The 18,961-nt window shown below is 66.6% G+C and carries 16 protein-coding genes and 2 tRNA genes; 8 read left to right on the forward strand and 10 right to left on the reverse strand.

The features are described 5' to 3' along the window. Positions 1–48: 48 nt before the first annotated feature. From ACIP5Y_RS03990 to ACIP5Y_RS04005, 4 genes are all read right to left on the reverse strand, one after another. A tRNA-Glu gene (locus ACIP5Y_RS03990) sits at positions 49–121 on the reverse strand. Positions 122–178: 57 nt separating this feature from the next. Further along, positions 179–250, reverse strand: a tRNA-Gln gene (locus tag ACIP5Y_RS03995). 122 nt (positions 251–372) lie between these two features. Continuing rightward, positions 373–1,845: a glutamate--tRNA ligase gene (gltX, locus tag ACIP5Y_RS04000; RefSeq protein WP_400347344.1), complete on the reverse strand. Its 1,473-nt coding sequence runs from the start codon at positions 1,843–1,845 to the stop codon at positions 373–375. A gap of 13 nt (positions 1,846–1,858) precedes the next feature. Next, positions 1,859–2,632 carry a fumarylacetoacetate hydrolase family protein gene (locus ACIP5Y_RS04005; RefSeq protein ID WP_400347346.1) on the reverse strand — a complete coding sequence of 258 codons (774 nt, stop codon included), beginning with the start codon at positions 2,630–2,632 and terminating at the stop codon, positions 1,859–1,861. A gap of 327 nt (positions 2,633–2,959) precedes the next feature. On the opposite strand from ACIP5Y_RS04005, the gene ACIP5Y_RS04010 reads away from it, so the two are divergent. Continuing rightward, complete coding sequence (locus ACIP5Y_RS04010) at positions 2,960–4,138, forward strand: MFS transporter (RefSeq protein ID WP_400347347.1); 1,179 nt, start codon at positions 2,960–2,962, stop codon at positions 4,136–4,138. 248 nt (positions 4,139–4,386) lie between these two features. Here the strand turns inward: ACIP5Y_RS04010 and ACIP5Y_RS04015 are convergent, their stop codons facing one another. The 4 genes from ACIP5Y_RS04015 to serA form a co-directional block, all read right to left on the reverse strand. Continuing rightward, positions 4,387–4,995 carry a Uma2 family endonuclease gene (locus tag ACIP5Y_RS04015; protein WP_400347349.1) on the reverse strand — a complete coding sequence of 203 codons (609 nt, stop codon included), beginning with the start codon at positions 4,993–4,995 and terminating at the stop codon, positions 4,387–4,389. 293 nt (positions 4,996–5,288) lie between these two features. Then, on the reverse strand, positions 5,289–6,296 hold the full coding sequence (locus tag ACIP5Y_RS04020) for a 3-isopropylmalate dehydrogenase (RefSeq protein ID WP_400347350.1): 1,008 nt from the start codon (positions 6,294–6,296) through the stop codon (positions 5,289–5,291). Between the two features lie 91 nt (positions 6,297–6,387). Then, positions 6,388–6,705: a hypothetical protein gene (locus tag ACIP5Y_RS04025; RefSeq protein ID WP_400347352.1), complete on the reverse strand. Its 318-nt coding sequence runs from the start codon at positions 6,703–6,705 to the stop codon at positions 6,388–6,390. Between the two features lie 120 nt (positions 6,706–6,825). Next, complete coding sequence (gene serA / locus ACIP5Y_RS04030; RefSeq protein WP_400347354.1) at positions 6,826–8,424, reverse strand: phosphoglycerate dehydrogenase; 1,599 nt, start codon at positions 8,422–8,424, stop codon at positions 6,826–6,828. Between the two features lie 783 nt (positions 8,425–9,207). On the opposite strand from serA, the gene ACIP5Y_RS04035 reads away from it, so the two are divergent. Continuing rightward, positions 9,208–10,011 carry a DNA polymerase beta superfamily protein gene (locus tag ACIP5Y_RS04035; RefSeq protein ID WP_400347356.1) on the forward strand — a complete coding sequence of 268 codons (804 nt, stop codon included), beginning with the start codon at positions 9,208–9,210 and terminating at the stop codon, positions 10,009–10,011. Here ACIP5Y_RS04035 and ACIP5Y_RS04040 read toward each other — a convergent pair. Beyond that, entirely contained in the window at positions 9,989–10,207 is a 219-nt protein-coding gene (locus ACIP5Y_RS04040; RefSeq protein ID WP_397002815.1) for a cold-shock protein, read from the reverse strand. The two genes, ACIP5Y_RS04035 and ACIP5Y_RS04040, sit on opposite strands and share 23 nt — an antisense overlap. 363 nt (positions 10,208–10,570) lie before the next feature. Beyond that, complete coding sequence (locus ACIP5Y_RS04045) at positions 10,571–12,613, reverse strand: ATP-binding protein (RefSeq protein ID WP_400347358.1); 2,043 nt, start codon at positions 12,611–12,613, stop codon at positions 10,571–10,573. A 298-nt stretch (positions 12,614–12,911) separates the two neighbouring features. Between ACIP5Y_RS04045 and ACIP5Y_RS04050 the strand changes: the two genes are divergently transcribed. From ACIP5Y_RS04050 to ACIP5Y_RS04075, 6 genes are all read left to right on the forward strand, one after another. Next, complete coding sequence (locus ACIP5Y_RS04050; protein ID WP_400347360.1) at positions 12,912–13,373, forward strand: YbaB/EbfC family nucleoid-associated protein; 462 nt, start codon at positions 12,912–12,914, stop codon at positions 13,371–13,373. A gap of 12 nt (positions 13,374–13,385) precedes the next feature. Next, the gene (locus ACIP5Y_RS04055; RefSeq protein WP_400347362.1) at positions 13,386–14,924 is read left to right on the forward strand and encodes a hypothetical protein; all 1,539 of its coding nucleotides are present in this window, start codon (positions 13,386–13,388) and stop codon (positions 14,922–14,924) included. Between the two features lie 7 nt (positions 14,925–14,931). Continuing rightward, entirely contained in the window at positions 14,932–17,076 is a 2,145-nt protein-coding gene (locus tag ACIP5Y_RS04060; protein WP_400347364.1) for a WXG100 family type VII secretion target, read from the forward strand. Next, positions 17,073–17,846, forward strand: a complete 774-nt coding sequence (locus ACIP5Y_RS04065; RefSeq protein ID WP_400347366.1) for an ESX secretion-associated protein EspG — start codon at positions 17,073–17,075, stop codon at positions 17,844–17,846. Before ACIP5Y_RS04060 ends, ACIP5Y_RS04065 begins: the two co-directional genes overlap by 4 nt. Further along, positions 17,846–18,193 carry a hypothetical protein gene (locus tag ACIP5Y_RS04070; RefSeq protein WP_400347368.1) on the forward strand — a complete coding sequence of 116 codons (348 nt, stop codon included), beginning with the start codon at positions 17,846–17,848 and terminating at the stop codon, positions 18,191–18,193. Before ACIP5Y_RS04065 ends, ACIP5Y_RS04070 begins: the two co-directional genes overlap by 1 nt. A gap of 73 nt (positions 18,194–18,266) precedes the next feature. Continuing rightward, positions 18,267–18,917, forward strand: coding sequence for a dihydrofolate reductase family protein (locus tag ACIP5Y_RS04075; protein ID WP_400347370.1), 651 nt, complete (start codon positions 18,267–18,269; stop codon positions 18,915–18,917). The last annotated feature ends 44 nt before the right edge of the window (positions 18,918–18,961 follow it).

Here is an 18,961-nt window from a genome sequence, read left to right on the forward strand (position 1 = left end):
GACAGCAAAAGCGAAGGCCCCCAGCATTGCTGGGGGCCTTCGCTTTTGTAGTCCCGACGGGATTTGAACCCGCGCTACCGCCTTGAGAGGGCGGCGTCCTAGGCCGCTAGACGACGGGACCAGGAGTTGCGTAACCGCTTGGGCTTCACAACAATCGAGCGCCTTTCGGCGCTCGCAGCTGGGGTACCAGGACTCGAACCTAGAATGGCTGAACCAGAATCAGCTGTGTTGCCAATTACACCATACCCCAATGATCCGGACACTCGGCCTGCACCTTGTGAGTGCTTCCCGGCCTCGTTCGAACCGAGAAGAAGATTAGCAGGCCGGTACCGGTCATATACAAATCGGCTGGTCAGGGACTGTTTTAGGACGCTAGTTCGAGGCCGTCTGCGTCTGCGCGGCGTTCAGGCGGTCCATCGAGACCTCGCGGCCGAGCAGTTCGAGGGACTCGTACAGCGGCGGGCTGATGTGCGAGCCGGTGACGGCCACGCGGACGGGCGCGAACGCCTTGCGCGGCTTGAGGCCCAGTTCGTCGATCAGCGCGGTCTTGAGCGCTTCTTCGAGCGCGGCCGCGGTCCACTCGGAAACGCCTTCCAGCGCCTTTACCGCCGCTTGCAGAACGGGTCCGGCGTCGGCGCCGAGGTTCTTTTGCTTGGCGGCTTCGTCGATGACGAACTCTTCGGGGCGGATGAACAGGAACTTCAAGAGATCCCATGCATCACTCAGAACGACGATGCGGGTCTGAACAAGATCAGCCGCCGTTTCGAACAGCTTCTCGTCGATCTCGGCGCCGATATGACCCTGGCCGGTGAGGAACTCCCGGAGCCGGTGAGCGAAATCACCCGGGGTCAGCAACCGAATATGTTCGGCGTTCAGCGCATCGGCCTTCTTCTGGTCGAAACGTGCCGGGTTCGAATTAACCTTCGCAATATCGAAGGCCTCCACCATCTCCGCCATGGAGAACAGATCATGATCATCGGCGATGCTCCAGCCGAGCAACGCCAGATAATTCAGCAAACCCTCCGGAATGAACCCGCGGTCGCGATGGTGGAAGAGATTCGACTCCGGATCACGCTTGGACAACTTCTTGTTGCCCTGCCCCATCACGAACGGCAGATGTCCGAACTCGGGCGTGAACTCGGCAACCCCGATACGTTTCAGCGCGTCGTACAAGGCGAGTTGCCGGGGGGTGGACGAGAGCAGATCTTCGCCGCGCAAAACGTGGGTGATCTTCATCATCGCGTCGTCGACCGGGTTAACCAGCGTATAGAGCGGATCGCCATTACCGCGGGTGAGTGCGAAGTCGGGGACCACGCCGGCGCGGAAGGTGGTCTCGCCACGCACCAGGTCGTGCCAGGTGAGGTCGTGGTCGGGCATGCGCAGGCGGACCACCGCGCCCCGGCCCTCGGCCTGGTAGGCGGCGATCTGCTCGGCGGTCAGCTCGCGGTCGTAATTGTCGTAGCCGAGTTTGGGATCGCGGCCGGCGGCCTTGTGCCGGGCCTCGACTTCCTCAGGCGTGGAGAAGGATTCGTAGGCCTCCCCGGCCGCCAATAGCCGCTGCACGACATCGAGATGAATGTCACGACGCTGTGATTGCCGGTACGGGCCGTAGGGGCCGCCGACTTCCGGGCCCTCGTCCCAGGTCAGGCCGAGCCAGCGCAGCGCGTCGAGAATCGCGGCGTAGGACTCCTCGGAATCGCGTGCGGCGTCGGTGTCTTCGATGCGGAAAACGAAAGTGCCGCCGTGATGCCGCGCGTACGCCCAGTTGAAGAGGGCGGTGCGGACCAGTCCGACATGGGGTGTGCCGGTGGGTGACGGGCAGAATCGGACCCGGACGTCAGTCATTTCTCTCTCTCGATCAGCGTTTGGCGGCAACGGGATTGGTGAGGGTGCCGATGCCCGAGACGGTCACCGATACGGTCTGGCCCTCCTTGACCGGGCCGACGCCCTCCGGCGTGCCGGTGAGGATGACATCGCCCGGGAGCAGGGTCATCACGGTGGATACCCATTCGATCAGCTTCGGAATATCGTGCAGGAGAAGTGAAGTGCGGCTGCGCTGCTTCACCTCGCCGTCGAGCTCGGTGACGATCTCCAGATCCGAAGGGTCCAGTGCGGTCTCGATCCACGGGCCGAGCGGGCAGAAGGTGTCGTAGCCCTTGGCGCGGGTCCACTGGCCGTCGTACTTCTGCTGATCCCGCGCGGTGACGTCGTTGGCGACGGTGTAGCCGAGAATCACGTCATTGGCGCGGGCGGCGGGCACGTCCTTGCAGGGGCGGCCGATGACCACGGCGAGTTCGCCCTCGTAGTCGACCTGAGAAGAGCTGGGCGGCAACACGATCGAGGCGTTCGGGCCGATGATGGAGGTGCTCGGCTTCATGAAGATGACCGGGTCGGCCGGGGCGGGGCCGCCCATTTCCGCGGCGTGTGCGGCGTAGTTCTTGCCGATGCACACCACCTTGCTGGCGAGGATCGGGGCGAGCAGGCGCACATCGGCGAGCGGCCAGCTGCGACCGGTGAACGTCGGCGTGCCGAACGGATGTTCGGCGATTTCCCGGACGACGGCTTGATCGCCGTCGCCTTCGACGCTGACGAAAGCGACTCCATCTGGGCTTGCAACTCGACCTAGGCGCATGGTCAGCATCCTATCGACCGGCTTCGACCTGCCCGAACGCACCCGACCGCGGGGGCGCGGGAGCCGGCGCGCGGGCCCGGGCCGGGGTGCGCCGCATGCCTCCGGGGACCGGTGGCATACCGGCCCGCATCGGGTCGCCGGAAATGTGGAAAGGACTTATACGCAAGGCAACTCAGTCTCCGCAAGGGCCCGAACAAGATCAGATATGGAGTGTGAGCAAATAGACAGCGTGCCACTGAAATCACCATGCGCCTCAGGTGTAACGTGGGGCCCGATGTTCAAACTATAAGACATCAGTTCCATATAGTGAGACATGAGGTGAGGGCCATGGCCACCGTGACGCAGATCGGCACGACCAGACGGTGGACCATGCTGGGCCTCGGCGTCTTCTCACAGGCCGCCAGCGCGGTCTTCATCAACGGCACGCCCTTCCTGCTACCGGCCCTGACCGAACGCGGAATGTCGCTGGCCACTGCCGGTCTGCTGGTCGCCATGCCCACCGTGGGGCTGGTGTGCACGCTGATCGCCTGGGGTTACGTGATGGATCGCATCGGCGAGCGCAAGGTGCTGGTGGCCGGTCCGGTCATCATGCTGATCGCGGGCGTCGCCGCCGCCACCGTGACGAACTACGTTGCGCTGGGGGCATTGCTGTTCATCGGTGGTCTGGGCGCGGCCAGCACGAACGGCGCCAGCGGGCGCGTCATCGTGGGCTGGTTCCCGGCGCATCGGCGCGGGCTGGCGCTGGGTATCCGGCAGACCGCGCAGCCGCTGGGCGTCGGCATCGCGGCCCTGACCATTCCGGCTGTCGCTGCGGCACACGGGTTCTCGACGGCCATTCTGGTGCCGGCGGTGATGGCCGGTGTCGGCGCGATCGCCTGCCTGATCGGCATCGTGGACCCGCCCCGGCCCGAAATCACCGGCGACACAGGCCGTCCCGTTAATCCCTATCGCGGTGATTCCACCCTGTGGCGCATTCACGCAGTCTCGCTGCTACTGGTGATCCCGCAGGGCACCCTGTGGACCTTCGCCCTGCTGTGGCTGCATCGTGACCTGGGCTGGTCATTACCGGCCGCCGGCGCGCTGATGACCGCCATCCAATTCCTGGGCGCCGCCGGACGTATCGGCGCCGGCCAATGGTCGGACAAAGTGGGCAGCCGCCTGGGCCCGCTGCGGATCGTCGCCGTCGCGGCCGCAATCTCCATGGCCGCCTTGGGCTTCACCTCCTGGGCGCACTGGTGGTGGCTGGCGGTCCCCATCCTGATCGCCGCCTCGGTCATCACGGTCACCGATAACGGCCTGGCCTTCACCGCGGTAGCCGAGATCGCCGGACCATACTGGTCGGGCCGCGGATTGGGCATTCAGAACACCGGCCAGAATCTGGCCATGGCCGCCGTGGCCCCCGTCTTCGGTGCCCTCATCACCGCGGCAGGCTTCTCAATCACCTACGTCCTGGCCGCCGTCATAGCCGCGGCCGCGATCCCTTTGGTCCCCAGAGACTCCCGCTGACAGGAACCTCCCAGCCACGGGCCCCCGCACGCAGACCGCGCGCAGGGGCCCGCCGCCGTGTGCTGATACTCCGCAAATCCGGAATGTCTGCCCCCGTTACGTTTTCGCATCCGAATGCAATGGTGCGATATGTCTCACTGCCCCAGGTGGTTTCGCAATACCACTCACGAATCACACCACCCCGCCCCCCGCCATACAGAAAACCCCTGTGCCCGAACAGAGTCCAGCCACAGAGATACTGCGATATCTCAGTACTCGATGAGCGCTGCGGGATCGAAGGTGATATGGATCGACTTGTCCGCGTCCAGGTCCGCCACGAACTCGGCACCCTCCGCCACGGCCGTCTCCCAGCCGTACGAGCCGCCTTCCAGGACCGATCGGTGCACACGAATCTCAGGCTGATGCTCGATGATCCAGTACTCCGGAATCCCCAACGCCGCGTACTCACGCACCTTGCGAACACGATCCGTACGTTCGCTCGAGCTTCCCGCCGAAATGACCTCGACGGCCAGCAGCAGCTCGGTCCCCGGAATCAACTTGGGGCGTTCGTCGACGATGGCAGCATGGCCGACATCCTTGGGCAGGACGAGCACGTCGGGCTTTCGCACCCCGGCCGGCGTACTGATCTCCCACTCGCCGCCGTCGAGTACCAGCACTGATGCCCGAGCCTCGGCCGCCGCAGCCTCGATGATCCGGGCCAGTCGCCGAGCGATCCAGTTGTGCCGAGCCCCCGCTGCCACCTCGATCAGCCACCCGTCCTCGAGCTCGAAACCCTTACCGTCCTCTGGAAGTTCGTGCAGATCCAGGACAGTGTAGGGGCCGAAGCCGATCTCGTCGGCCGTATGCCGACCGGTCATCGGAACCTCCTGCGGTCTAACGGCGTGGCAGCGCTGTGGACCAAGCTTTGAGGATGAAGTAGTGATTTTGGGTTGTCCATCCGTCCCATGGGACGGATGGACACCTCCCGATGCTATAGCAGCAATCAGGGAATGAGCGCCGTCCGAGAAGCATCCCGTCGACCGGAACAGAGCCTGCCTGCCCAACAGTTCAAGTCCCGGACGACCCACCCGCGTCCACTGACCGCTGCGCTACACGGAAAGCCCTGCACCCGAATGGATTTCAAGCGCAGGGCAGTTTGCCTTCAGATGATTCAGACCGCCGCGGCGATGCGGTTGCCGACTTCCACAGTGGAGGCCGGAGCCGTGCGGGAGGCGAGGTCCTTGGCGACGGCGGCCTCGATGCGGGCCGCTTCCTCGGTCTTGCCGAGGTGGTTCAGGAGCAGGGAGACCGAGAGGATGGCGGCGGTGGGGTCGGCCTTGGACTGGCCGGCGATGTCGGGGGCCGAGCCGTGGACGGGCTCGAACATGGACGGATTCACGCCGGAGGCATCGATATTGCCGGAGGCGGCCAGGCCGATACCACCGGAGACGGCGGCGGCCAGGTCGGTGATGATGTCGCCGAAGAGGTTGTCGGTGACGATCACATCGAAGCGGCCCGGGTCGGTGACCATGTGGATAGTCGCGGCATCGATGTGCTGGTAAGCGGTTTCGACGTCGGGGTACTCGGCGCCAACCTCCTGCACGGTGCGCAACCAGAGTGAACCGGCGAAGGTGAGGACATTGGTCTTGTGCACCAGGGTCAGGTGCTTGCGGCGCTGGCGGGCCTTCTCGTAGGCGTAGCGCACGACCCGCTCGATGCCGAAGCGGGTGTTGGTGGACACCTCGGTGGCGACCTCGTGCGGCGTGTTCACGCGAATCGCGCCGCCGGTGCCGGTGTACGGGCCCTCGGTGCCCTCGCGTACCACCACGAAGTCGATGTCGGGGTTGGCGGCCAGCGGGCTGGTGACGCCCGGGTACAGCTTGGAGGGGCGCAGGTTGACGTGATGGTCCAGCTCGAAGCGGGTGCGCAGCAGCAGGCCACGCTCCAGCACGCCGGACGGCACCGACGGGTCGCCGATGGCGCCGAGCAGGATGGCGTCGTGCTGCTTGAGTTCCGGGAGAACATTGTCCGGGAGGATTTCACCGGTGGCATGGAACCGCTTGGCACCCAGGTCGTATTCGGTCTTCTCGACACCCGGCACCACGACATCGAGAACCTTGAGGGCCTCGGCGATGACCTCGGGACCGATACCGTCGCCGGGGATGACAGCCAGCTTCATGAATTCATGCTCCGTTCGGATCTGGGTGAGTCCGTTCGTCACCCTAGCCGGTGCGGATTTAGGGGCTGCCACCAGGGCAAACCGTTCTCAGTCACTGGGACGGGAGGATTCCGGCGAGGCGGCACTGCGCCTGCACCCGGTCGGCTTCCGCACCCTGCTCGGCGTATTCGGACTTGCACCACCGCTGTGCCTTGTCCCCGCAGGCATGTTCCTGCGATCCGCCCATGGTTCCGGCGAACTGCACTGTGACACAACCGTTTCCGGATCGGCTGTAGTTCGGCCGATGATCGAGCACCAGCCACGCCACCACACCGACCGCCAGCACCGCGACCATGATCGCGGACCCGACCAGCAGATTGCGCCGTTCGCGCGCGGTCAGCGGCTCCGTCGGCGGCGTCTTACCTCTCATCGGTCAATGATCGGAGAAAACCGGTGACGGCGCGCCCTACACGGATAAATAAGGACCGAGCCCCCTTCCGCAGTACTGCGGAAGGGGGCTCGGCGGCAATGACTTTCCCGGGCCGGGATATCAGTCCAGGTTGACCTGGGCGACCTTGGACGCGCCGACGGCCTCGGCGATGGTGGCCTGGACGTCGGCCGGCACGTCTTCCTGCACCCGCAGGATGACGGTGGCGCCCGGCTCGTGCAGGTCCTGGGTGAGCTGCGCGGCCAGGATGTCGATGCCCGCGTCACCGAGGAGGGTGGCGAGGCGGCCCAGCTGACCCGGGCGGTCCTCGTAGTTGAGGACGGCCAGGTTCAGGCCCTCGGCGCGCATGTCGTAGTTGCGGCCGTTGATGTTGACGATCTTCTGCACCTGGTGCGGTTCGGTCAGGGTGCCGGCCACGTTCAGGGTGCGGCCGTCACCGAACACGGCGCGCAGGTCGACCAGGCTGCGGTGGGTGGGGCTCTCGGTCACCGTGGTGACGGTGGCCGCCAGGCCGCGGTCCTTGGCCAGCTGCGGGGCGTTGACAAAGGTGACAGAGTCCTCGACCAAGGCCGAGAAGACGCCGCGCAGGGCCGAAAGTTCCAGCACCTCAACGGCTTCCGAGGACAGCTCGCCGCGCACCTGGACCTCCAGGCTGACCGGCAGCTCGTCAGCGAGGGCGCCGAGCAGGGCGCCCTGCTTGCGCACGATCTCCAGCCACGGGGCGACGGTCTCGCTGACCGAGCCGCCGTGCACATTGACCGCGCCCGGCACGAATTCACCGGCGAGGGCGAGCTTCACGGACTTGGCGACGTCGGTGCCGGCGCGGTCCTGGGCCTCGGCGGTGGAGGCGCCCAGGTGCGGGGTGACGACGACCTGCGGCAGCTCGAACAGCGGGCTGTCGGTGGACGGTTCGGTCTCGAACACGTCGATGCCGGCGGCGCGCACGTGACCCGAGGTGATGGCGTCGGCGAGCGCCTGCTCGTCGATCAGCCCACCGCGGGCGGCGTTGACGATGATGACGCCCTTCTTGGTCTTGGCGAGCGTCTCCGCGTTCAGCATGCCCTTGGTCTCGGGCGTCTTCGGCAGGTGGATGGAGATGAAGTCGGCGCGCTCGAGCACCTCGTCCAGCGTCAGCAGCTCGATGCCCAGCTGGGCGGCGCGGGCCGGGGAGGTGTAGGGGTCGTACGCGATGACCTTGGTCTCGAAGGCGGCGAGACGCTGGGCGAAGAGCTGGCCGATGCGGCCCAGGCCGATGACGCCGACGGTCTTGCCGAAGATCTCGACGCCGTTGAACTTGCTGCGCTGCCAGGTGTGCTCGCGCAGGGTGGCGTCGGCGGCGGGGATCTGCCGGGCGGCCGAGAGCAGCAGGGTGACGGCGTGCTCGGCGGCGGTGTGGATGTTGGAGGTGGGGGCATTGACCACCATGACGCCGCGCTCGGTGGCGGCCGGCACGTCGACATTGTCGAGGCCGACGCCCGCGCGGGCGACGATCTTCAGGTTCTTGCCCGCTTCCAGCACCTCGGCATCGACGGTGGTGGCCGAACGCACCAGTAGCGCATCGGCTTCCGGAACGGCCGCGAGCAGCTCGGGTCGGTTGGGGCCGTCGACCCAGCGAACCTCGACGCCGTCGCCGAGCGCGTCGACGGTCGACTGGGCGAGCTTGTCGGCGATCAGAACAACAGGACGGCCTGCTTGGCTCACTGTGGGGTACTCCTGTGGAAGAGATCCGGGATTTACGGGCGTCAGCTTAATGGGCGGGAAATCGGGGCGCTTTACCGCCTGGTAGGCAGATGCCATCAAAGCGTTGACCTGGGGAATCGTATACATCCCAGGAATTTTCTGGTCGGGCGCCCAGATTTGACGGCGGTTGCGCGCGGCGGGCGGCAGGCGATCCGACAGCGGGCGGCGGCGACGCCGGCGCGGGGTGGTCGCAACCCAGGATCAACTCGGAGCGTCGCGCGCCGCCGGAATGAAAGCACGGCAATCGGATTGAGCCGACACTCAGCGAATCATGTGCATCGGAAGCGAAATTGAATTGCTATGGACACAGCAAAAGACCGGCCTCGGAGCTGCGGGTCCGAGGCCGGTCTTCAGAAGTCGAATTTGTCGACAATCAGCGAATCAGCCGCCGAAGGAGCCGGTCCACAGGGTGCTCAGCAGGCCGTTCAGCGCGGCACTGCCGGTGCTCAGAACGCCGTTGAGGGCAGCGGAACCGGTGTCAATGATAACGGGGATCATGAGATTGCCTTCCTTGCAAATACTTGATCGAACTGTCTGACAACCGGCATATCGGGGTGCATTTCGTGATCGTTACGAGTCGATAGCGTGATGTGATGCAGCACACAGTCTTTGGATTGTGTGCGCCAGTTCATATGCGGCACTGAGTACTCCGTTATAACGGGCAAATCACGCCCCTACTTTCAGGGGCATAGGCAGTGGCTATCGCGTGGACCGGCCGCCGCGCTGCGGCTAGCCTCACCGTCCATGACCTTGCGTTCCATCCCCTCGTCCATGGACCCAGCGGTGGTCGCGACGATCGACGGCGAACTGGACCGGATCGAGCGCGAGCACGGCGTCACCGTGCTGCTCGCCATCGAAAGCGGCAGCCGAGCATGGGGATTCCCCTCCCCCGACTCGGACTATGACTGCAGGTTCGTCTACCTCCGGCCCCTCGACGACTACCTGACCCCGTGGCCCGGCCGCGATGTCATCGAGACGCCGCTGATCGGCCTGCTGGATGTGAACGGCTGGGATCTGGTGAAGGCGCTGCGACTCCTGGTGGCGGGCAACGCGGTACTCATCGAATGGGTGATGTCGCCGATCGTCTACCGCGGGAGTCCGGAATTCCGGGATGAATTACGCGAGCTCGCCGACGCGGTCGCGGATCGCAACCGGGTGGCGCGGCATTATCTGCATCTGGGCCGCCGGCAGTGGCGGCTGTTCGATTCCAGCCGGTCGCTGAAGAAGGTGTTCTATTCGCTGCGGCCGGCCATGGCCTTGCGCTGGCTCACCGAACATCCCGATAAAGCGGTGGCGCCCATGCATCTTCCGACCTTGCTCGAGGAATGCGAACTGCCGGCCGATTTCCGCGACTCGGTGACCGAATTGACGGAATTGAAATCCCGCACCCGCGAAATGGGGTCGGGCACGGTCCCCGCGCCGATCACCGATTTCATCGGCAACGAGTTCACGCAGGCCGCAATGCGATTCACCGAGGACGATATCGCCGGCCGGGATCGTGCGCGCCTGCTGTCGGAGGAGTTCTTCAGACGTCGGCTGAGGCAATGACGCGGACGGTCACGGCCTCCGGACCCGGCTTGCTGCGGCGCACTTCGAATTCCACCCGCTGCCCCTCGGCGAGCGACCGGAAGCCCTCCCCCTCGACGGCGGTGTACTCCACGAACACGTCGGGTCCGCCGCTATCCGGGTGGATGAAACCGAAACCCTTCTCGCTGTCGAACCACTTCACCGTGCCGTGCACCATTCTCCAAACCTTCTCGACCGTCCGGGCGCCCGCGACCGCATCAGCGCCGCGACCCATGGTGTCACGTGCATGAATCACCTGTGCACTCACCCAGGGCTGGACTCCTCGCACCCCACGGTGCGACCCGCACATCAGCGCGGGACATCTCCCGACGCAGGACGATTCGGCACACCGCTACGTAAAGCCGAGGAGACGCGGCGAGATCGAGTGTGGCCATCGCCCGCCGACAGGTGACCCGGCAACGGCCGGCCATGGCGGGGCGGGCCCCGGGGCCCGGGTGACGGCCGGAGCGCCGTCACCCGGTCTGCGGCCGCGCACCTCGGCCGCGCCCTTACCCCCGGGGCAAATCCTTCCCGCGCCCGCTCATCCGGCGCGGGCGCTACCCTCTTGCGGCTCTTCGTCCGCGCCACGCATGGAGTAGACGCGTTCGAGGAAGTCGCGGTGGGCTCGGAGGGTGGAGTCGAGTAGTTCGCGCCAGGTGCGGCGGTCCACTCGCTGGTCGCTGACCAGGGAGGACAGCGAGGCGGGCCCCAGCCGGTCGATGTGGTCGACGATGAAAGTGAGTCGGCGGCGCGGGAATTGGGCGCCGATGCGCGGGTTCTCTTCGAGGAAGTGGTCCAGCTCGTAGAGGTAGTTGACCGCGCGGTTGTATTCGGTGTCGGTCAGGTGGTAGTCCATGCGCTTGATCTCGACGATCCACAGTTCGCCGGAGTCGTGCAGCAGCACGAAGTCCGGTTCCCGCTTCTCGCTGCCGATGGTGGTGGTCGTCAGCGGGGTGCCGAATTTCTGTGTGTACCAGCGTTCGAAGCTGGCACGCACCCGCTTGAGGGATTCGTTCATGCCGAGCGGCGTCCACTCCGGCGCGAGCAGCCACGGCGCGCTCTCGATGAGCTCCTGGAAGGGGCGTTCGAGGGAGCGCCGATCGTCGATGAGGGCGCGCAGCCGGTCCACCACGGCGACGCGTTCACTGGCGATCTGACCGAGCGAATAGATCTCGGCCACGCGGGCCCGCTCGAACAATGCGACCACCACATCCAATTCGGGATCGGCGTCCTCGGCGATCTCCTTGAGCGTCTCGAGCAGACTGCGCTGCGGGCCCAGCGACAGCGCCAGCCGCAGCATGTTCTCGATGTGCGAGGGATCGTCCATGGACGCACGATCCTTGTGCGCCACCAGGATTCGCGCGGCATCGAGCACCGAGTCCCGGAACAACCGGTCGCCCGGCGCGATGGCCTCCAGGGTTTCGTGAATGTGGGAGCGGTCCACGAACTCCTCCCACACCCGTCGCCGGATGGATTTCTCACCGAGCCTGCCGATCTCCTTGATCAGCGCCCGCCCCCACTGCGCGAGGGCCTCACCGCGCGGGGAGTTCCACATGATGTCCTGGCGATCGGAGCGGACCAGGTCCTCTTCGTCGTCCAGCCAGTCCACGTGGATCGCGCCGACCAGGTACGAGCGCAGTTTGAACTCGCCGGTGAAGCCCGCGGGAATCCCGAAATCCCGTGTCTGCGCGACGATCTTGCCGCGGGCGTAGATGCGCACGCCCGCCATCGCTTCGTCCCGGTAGGGCTGTTTCGAGTAAGCGATCCACCCGGACATGGGCAGGTAGTTCCGGCCGAACCGCACCGGCACCCGGCCGACGTCGATGCGGGTCTCTTCCATCACGTCGATGGCCAGATCGCTGAGCGTGAAGCTCTCCGAGCCGATGGTGTTGCGCACCTCGACCCGCCAATCGGAGCGTTCGATGCCGAACCGCGACGCCAGCTGCCGGCTCAGTTCGGTGCCGGAATTGACCCGCTTGCGGAAGAAGTTGCGCAGGATGACGGTGGTCCCGCGCTTGTGGCTGAAAGTTCCGTCCAGCGCACCGGGTTTCGGGTAGTAGTCGCTCTCGGTGTCGGAGAGCATGTCGCTGAGATCCATCACGATGTGCGCGACCGGCCAGCCCTGCGCGGTCCGATCTCCGTCGTTGCTGCCGGCGGTCACCACCTCGATGGTGCGGCAGATGCCGAATGCCGCGAGTTTCCCGATTCCCTTGCGCCCCATGACCGGCCGCCGCCGATCGCGGGAGAGATCGGAGCCGGTGCGGACCCTGCGATCCGAGCCGACCATCAGATAGTGCTCGTTGACCTCCTCGGCCGTCATGCCGTGCCCGTTGTCGGAGACGTGGATCTCGTAGGCGGGTTCGTCTGCGGCACGGACGGTTCCGGCGAGGGTGACCCCCCACGGCAGCAGCACTTCCACCTCGGTGGCGTCGGCGTCGTAGGAGTTCGCGATGAGTTCGGCGAGGACCGCCGAGACTCGGTCGTACAGCCGGATGCCGAGTTTGTCGATCGCCAGCCGGCTGATGCGCATCGTGTACTTGTGGTCTTCGCGATCTTGCGCGGCCACATGCACGTCTGTGTACATGACGGGCCCCCAATTGCCCTACCGGCAGCCTTCGTTCAGCTACCACTGACATCGATGCAACGCCGGATGTTTAACAAGGGGCTGAACATTTGCAGACCGCTTGGTCACGGTGTGGTTCCGACATTCACCGATCGATTGCCGATGGCAACGGCAAGGTCTCGGCTACTTGCGCATGACTGCGATTACATCTTCGCATGAGCCGGAAATGATAGTTCTGCGAACGAGTTTCCCTCCGCGCCATCGCGAATTCACCTGCGTGCACTGAGCTGCGCAACACCCGCACGACAGTGGAGGAACAGTGGCCAACGAACAGCTGCGCAATGATGCCGCAGTCCTACTCGACGGATTCACCCAGCAGCTGCACGCACTGGCCGAGGCGCAGCGCCGCCGCGCCGAACTGACGGCCACGGCAACCGCCTGCGACAAGCGAATCCGGGTGACCGTGAACGCCGACGGACTGCTCATCCACACCGAATTCGCCGACGATATCGCCGACATTCGATACCCCGATATCGCCGCCGCCATGACCGCCGCGGTCCAGGCCGCCGCCACCGAGGTACGGCGCCGCTGCGAAGAACTGCTGGCGCCGATCCGCACCGAGCGAGCGCGCCTGCCGAAACTCTCCGAGATCGTCGAGGGCGCACCGGATTTCGGCTTCCTGCTGCCCCCGGCGCCACCCGCGCGCATGGACGTCCGGGTATCCGCACCGGCCGCCCCGGAACCCGCCTCCGGTTCCCTTGTCTCCGACCAGGATTGGTGATCGGGGCACCGCATGACCTACACACCGACGATGCAGTGGCCCGAGGGCCTGCGCTGGCTGTGGTGGATCGTGGGCTCGACCTGGCCGGACGGCGACGAACAGCACATGTTCTTCATGTCCGACGACTGGCGGGACACCGCGGCCGCCCTGCGCGTCCTGCTGCCCAAGATCGACGACGCCAAAAAGGCCGCGCTGGCGGCGTATCCGGCCGGCGACGGCATCGAGGCCATCTCGGCGGCCTTCGACGGACTCCACACCGGAGACCGGTCCATAGCGGCCCTCGCCCAGGCGATGGAGGAGATCTCCACCTCGGTATTCGACACGGCCTCGGATATCCAGGCCACCAAGGCCGCGGCCATCGCCTCGGTGGCCGCGCTCGCCGTGGAGATCTTGTGGGCGTGGGTGTTTCCGGTGACCGCGGCGATAGTGGAGGAGGCCGCCATCGTGGCCACCAAGTCGATCCTGCGGGTGCTGGAGGATCGGCTCGTCAAGTTCATCGAATCCGGGCTGGTCAAGATGGGTGTCGGCGCCGGCATCTCGAAGTTCGTCGGCACATATGCCGTGAAGGCGCTCGAATCGGCACTGATCTCGGTGTTGATGGACCTGCCCGTGCAGGGCTTCCAGAAGGTGGCGGGCGAGCGGCGGGCGATCAACGGCACCGAGATCGGCGCGTCGGTGCTGGGGTCGGTGTTCGGCACGATCGGCGGCCGGCTGGTCGGCGAGTTCGGCGGCAAGTTGTTCGACAAGCTGACCGGAGCGGCCTTCGCGAAGATGCCCTTCGGCACCGCGGCCCGCGGGTTCGTCGTCGGCACCGTCGTCGGCGCCGTCAGCACCGCGACCGGCGGCGTGGGCGCCGGGATCGTCACCGGCAACTGGGATTTCAGCAATCCGGCAAGCTGGGTCGGCGGCATGGCCCGCAACGGCCTGACCGGCATGGCTCGCGGCGGGTTCATGCTCGACAAGATCCCCGCGAGCGGCGGGCGGCCACTCACCGCCGGAAAGTGGACGCCAACCACCGGCGCCGGCGCGCCGATCGAGATGAACCCCCTCGGTCCGCGCGGCGAGACACCCACCCCGCGCCCGGCGGCGGGCCCGGCCGCGTCACCTGGTTCCCCTGTGGCTCATACGGATCCGGCGCCCACCGTCCAAGCCGCCGCACAGGCCGGTCCGGCGCCTTCCGTGCACAACCCGGCCAACGCCAGCCCCGCGCCCTCGGTGCACAACCCGGCCAACGCCAGCCCTGCTCCCTCCGTACACAACTCGGCCAACGCCAGCCCCGCGCCCTCGACGGCGCCGGCGGCGCAGCAGTCGGCGACGCCCATAGCCGACACCATGGGCAAGCCCGAGGACATGAAGGGCAAGACCCGGCCGAAACCGCAGTGGGATCAAACGAATTGGCCGGCCTCGTATGCGGCGCCCGCTGCCCCCGCGGCGAACATTTGGCTGCCCGGCTCCGCCCAGCCTCCCGCCGGTGGCCAGGCCGGGAGCCCGGACATTCCCTTCACCATGACAACAGATTCGTCGGCCGCGGCCGGTGGGCAGACTTCGTGAGGATCCCGTGACAGCAGAGGACAAGGACGACCCGACCGCCGACAGGACCGGGTGGCCCGACCTGAAGGAGCAGGCCCAGACCGGACAGCTCCGGTTCACCGCGGACGCGGCGGAGAAGGGGGCCCGGGCCGCCGCCGATCTGGTCGGTGAACTGCTCGCCTTCCGGAAGATATTGGTGGACAACAGGCTTGATCACATCGATCAGATCGGCAGCCAGCCTTCCGGCCTGTTGCTGGCGCAGGCGTTCACCGATCGCGGTTCCGCGCTGCGCGATGTCGTGGACATTCACACGCACGTGCTGACGGATATGGCCGATACGTTCCGCGCCGCGGGCAAGAACTATCTCGCGGCCGAGAACGCGTCGAAATCCGAGTTCGACAAACTGGATTCGATCGCGGTGCCCACCACTCCGGGCGACCTCGGCGCCGCCCCGCCGAGCGTGCAGGCGGTGGGCGGCGGCGATTTTCCCGATGCCGTCAAGAATTTCGCCGGTACGAAGGAGACCATCACGATCCATGTCGAGAGCAAGGAATCCCGGTTGTGGCGTCCGCTCTACGATCTCGGTCAAGCCATGAAACCCGACCCGATCGCGGAGGCGGGCTCGATCTGGAAGTGGATCGCCGGGCAGCTGTCCGATCGGCTGGGTGACTACACGAATACGGTGTCCACGCTCACGAACGACTGGCAGGGCACCGGGTCGGCGGCCGCACAGGCGGCGGTCGAACAGTATGCGGCGGACGCGCAACCACTCGTGGACGCCATGTCGGCGATCGGCGCGAACCTCACCTACACCTCCGAGTGGATGTTCGACACGGCGCGCATGATGCCGCACTCCGCCGAGCCGCCACCGGACCAGCCCGGGGTGTACATGCCCGGGTACGCGGTCCACGCCGGCACCAGCAGCGTGGCGGCGCTCAACACCTACCGCGAGCATTACGACAAGTACTACGCGACCGGCGTGAAGAATTCGGCGTCGGTGCTGCCGGTGGTGCCGGGCCCGAAGGTCAAGGACCCGGTCCCGCCGACACCGAATCCACCGGCGAGCCCGCCCGCGACCACGCCGCCCTCACCGCCGGGGAGCGCGACCGGCGGGCCGGACAACGCTCCGGCACAGCCCGATACGCTGGGCGCCCCGGCCTATGCTCCCCCGAGCCCGGGTTCCGCGGCCCCCTCGCAGGCGAGTCGCTCCGCGCCCGCCGTGCCTTCGGCCGGTCTACCGCCGGAATCCGGCCCTCCGGCTCAGTCGATTCCGGCGAGCGTCCCGGACGACTCATCGACGCCGGCGCCCGCGGTCCCGTCGACGACCATGCCGCCGGGTTCGAATGCCGCGCTGCCGGATTCGGGGCCGCCTGCTCCTTCCGTCCCGCAGCTGCCCACGACCATGCCGAACGGGACGGCTCCGGGGTCGCTTCCCGGGCTCCCGAATCCGGGCTCGCCGCTCGGCGGAATCCCTTCGAGTACCGGCAATTCCGGTGGAAGTGGCCTCTCCGCGCTGACCGGCCTGCTGGGTTCACTGCTCGGCGCGAACCCGATCGGGTCGAATCCGATGAGCGGGATCCCCGGCGGACCGGGTTCGCCGCTGGGCCCCGGCGCCAACCTGACGCAGTTCACCTCGACGCTGAAACAGCTCGATGGCGCACTGCAATCCGGCGATACCGGCAAGGTCGCCGAACTGCTCGGCCTGCCCAAGGACCAGATCGATCAGCTGATGTCGCAGATCCGGCAGTCACCCGACAAGCTCGACGAGCTGGCGCAGCTGCTCGGCCTGGACCCGTCCGGCATACCGGGCGCCGCCCCGGCGAGCCTGGGTCTGCCGGGCGGCGACGGGCCGGGCGCGGGCCTGCCGGGCGGCAACCCCGGCGGTGGCTCGCCGGAACCGCATGCACCCGTGACGTTTCCCGCCGCGGACACGGCCGGGGACGCTGCGGCGAGCCGCTCCGACACGCGACTGTTTCCGCGCGCCGGACTGGACTCCGGCGGCGCCGGCGGGATGGCGGGTGGCGGAGCCATGGGTGGAGCGCCGATGGGCGGGGGTGCACCGGGAGGCGGACGATCCGAGTACCGCCGCGCGAAGTATCTCGATTCCGTGGCGAATCTGGATGAGGCGATCGGCCCCGCCCTCGCCAAGAGCAGGCCGGTGATCGAGCCGTGAACTGGGACTTCACCGATATCGAGTTCAAGGTCCTGTGCGATCGATTCGCCGGCGGCGTGCTGCCGGACCCGTTCACCTTCACCAGCCGCACCGAACACGACGACGACTATCAACGCGAGCTGCACGAAGCCCGCGAGCACCTGGCCGGCAGCCTGCCCTTCGAATTCGAGGGTATTGCCGAAACCATTTCCGGCCCCGATGTTTTCATCACGGTGCACGGCTGGTGCGAGGCCGAGCCCGAGAATCCGGAGAAGTGCATCCGCCTGCTCGGCGCACGGCGCAGCGCTCGCGCCTGCATCGTGTCCCAGATCCCGGGCGAAAGCATCTGGCACAGTGGCGGTTTCAGCATCATCGAATGCGATCCGCACGATCTGGCGGCGAACCTGGTCGCCCGATTACCGGAAGCGAAACCCGGCGGAGGCCTCGCGATCGCGTTGGACTTCGACCGCACGGCCCATGCCGCCGCCGATTGGGCCCGCGATGACGACGATGACTACGAGTCCGAAATGCGCAGCCGCGCTTTCCTTTCCACGCTCGCCGACTGCGCCGGGGAGATCACGATCCGCCAGGGCCGGTCCGTGTTCGGACCACGCGGCGTGACCGAATGGTCCCTGCTGTGGCGCGATCTGGCCGACGACGGCCGCTACGTCATCGAACAGGACAATCCGGTGGCGGTGGGCGCGAGCCGCCGCGCGATCGTCGAACGGCTCGACAACCTCATCCGATGGATGCTGTGCGATATCGACGCACGAGCGGAACAGGAGTACTGATGGCCGACAAGGTCGAGGTCGACCCCGCCGCATTGCGGGCGGCGTCGAGGAAGACCGCGGATATCCAGCACAGCGTGGAGACCGCGCTGACCGGATTGAAGCAACGGCTGGCGAGCCGCGGCAGCCCCTGGGGCGACGACAAATACGGTCACAACTTCGCCGGCGGATCGGACGGCAAACCGGGCTATCAGACCATCCGGGACAATATCCTCGCCGGCACCGACGCCATGGCGAAGACCCTCGAGGGCTTTGTCAGCGGCCAGGTCTCGGCGGCGAACAGCCTGGATCGCACGGATGCGCACAGCGCGGACACCTTCCAGCCCGCCGCCACCCCGCCGCCCTCATAACGCGGTCGGCGCCGCGCAAGGTCTTCTACGCTGAGAGAGATTGCGGGCCATCGCCACCGGTCAGGAGCGGATCATGCCGAAACTTCGCGTCCACAACCTGTCCGTATCGCTCGACGGCTATGTCGCCGGACCCTCGCAAGGCCCGGATCATCCCCTCGGTATCGACGGCGAGGAACTGCACACCTGGCTCTTCGACACCGACTACGGGCGTCTTCTGCTCGGCCATGCTCCGACCGGTGAGCGCGGCACCGACCAGGATCACGCGGAGGCGGGCGACGCGAATATCGGCGCAACCATCATGGGGCGCAACATGTTCGGACCCGCACGAGGCGATTGGCAGGATCTGTCGTGGCCCGGCTGGTGGGGACCGAACCCGCCCTTCCATCACGACGTCTTCGTACTGACCCACTACCCCCGTCCGGACCTGATTGTGGAGGGCGGCACTGTTTTTCATTTCACCGACGATCCACTGGGCATTGTTCTGAAACATGCCCTCGTCGCAGCAGGCGGGCGGGATGTGCGACTGGGCGGCGGGGCCTCCGCCGTCCGGCAGTACTTGCTGGCGGGGCTCGTCGACGAGATGCACCTCGCACAGGTGCCGATCCTGCTCGACGGGGGCGAGCGGTTGTACGACGGCCTGGGCCGACTACCGGGCTACGAATGCAGCCGAATGGAATCATCCCCGGCCGTCACGCATCTGACCTTCAGCAAGATCGTGCGCTGAGGGCTCGCGCGCCCTGGGGTGACCGCCGTGCGTCGACCAGGAGT

Source organism: Nocardia sp. NPDC088792 (assembly GCF_044750615.1).
GTDB lineage: Bacteria > Actinomycetota > Actinomycetes > Mycobacteriales > Mycobacteriaceae > Nocardia.

Bases quoted from the DNA above. Each gene is read 5' to 3' on its own strand.
- gltX (WP_400347344.1), bottom strand. From the start codon at position 1,845: ATGACTGACGTCCGGGTCCGATTCTGCCCGTCACCCACCGGCACACCC.
- ACIP5Y_RS04005 (WP_400347346.1), bottom strand. From the start codon at position 2,632: ATGCGCCTAGGTCGAGTTGCAAGCCCAGATGGAGTCGCTTTCGTCAGC.
- ACIP5Y_RS04010 (WP_400347347.1), top strand. From the start codon at position 2,960: ATGGCCACCGTGACGCAGATCGGCACGACCAGACGGTGGACCATGCTG.
- ACIP5Y_RS04015 (WP_400347349.1), bottom strand. From the start codon at position 4,995: ATGACCGGTCGGCATACGGCCGACGAGATCGGCTTCGGCCCCTACACT.
- ACIP5Y_RS04020 (WP_400347350.1), bottom strand. From the start codon at position 6,296: ATGAAGCTGGCTGTCATCCCCGGCGACGGTATCGGTCCCGAGGTCATC.
- ACIP5Y_RS04025 (WP_400347352.1), bottom strand. From the start codon at position 6,705: ATGAGAGGTAAGACGCCGCCGACGGAGCCGCTGACCGCGCGCGAACGG.
- ACIP5Y_RS04035 (WP_400347356.1), top strand. From the start codon at position 9,208: ATGACCTTGCGTTCCATCCCCTCGTCCATGGACCCAGCGGTGGTCGCG.
- ACIP5Y_RS04040 (WP_397002815.1), bottom strand. From the start codon at position 10,207: ATGGTGCACGGCACGGTGAAGTGGTTCGACAGCGAGAAGGGTTTCGGT.
- ACIP5Y_RS04045 (WP_400347358.1), bottom strand. From the start codon at position 12,613: ATGTACACAGACGTGCATGTGGCCGCGCAAGATCGCGAAGACCACAAG.
- ACIP5Y_RS04055 (WP_400347362.1), top strand. From the start codon at position 13,386: ATGACCTACACACCGACGATGCAGTGGCCCGAGGGCCTGCGCTGGCTG.
- ACIP5Y_RS04070 (WP_400347368.1), top strand. From the start codon at position 17,846: ATGGCCGACAAGGTCGAGGTCGACCCCGCCGCATTGCGGGCGGCGTCG.
- ACIP5Y_RS04075 (WP_400347370.1), top strand. From the start codon at position 18,267: ATGCCGAAACTTCGCGTCCACAACCTGTCCGTATCGCTCGACGGCTAT.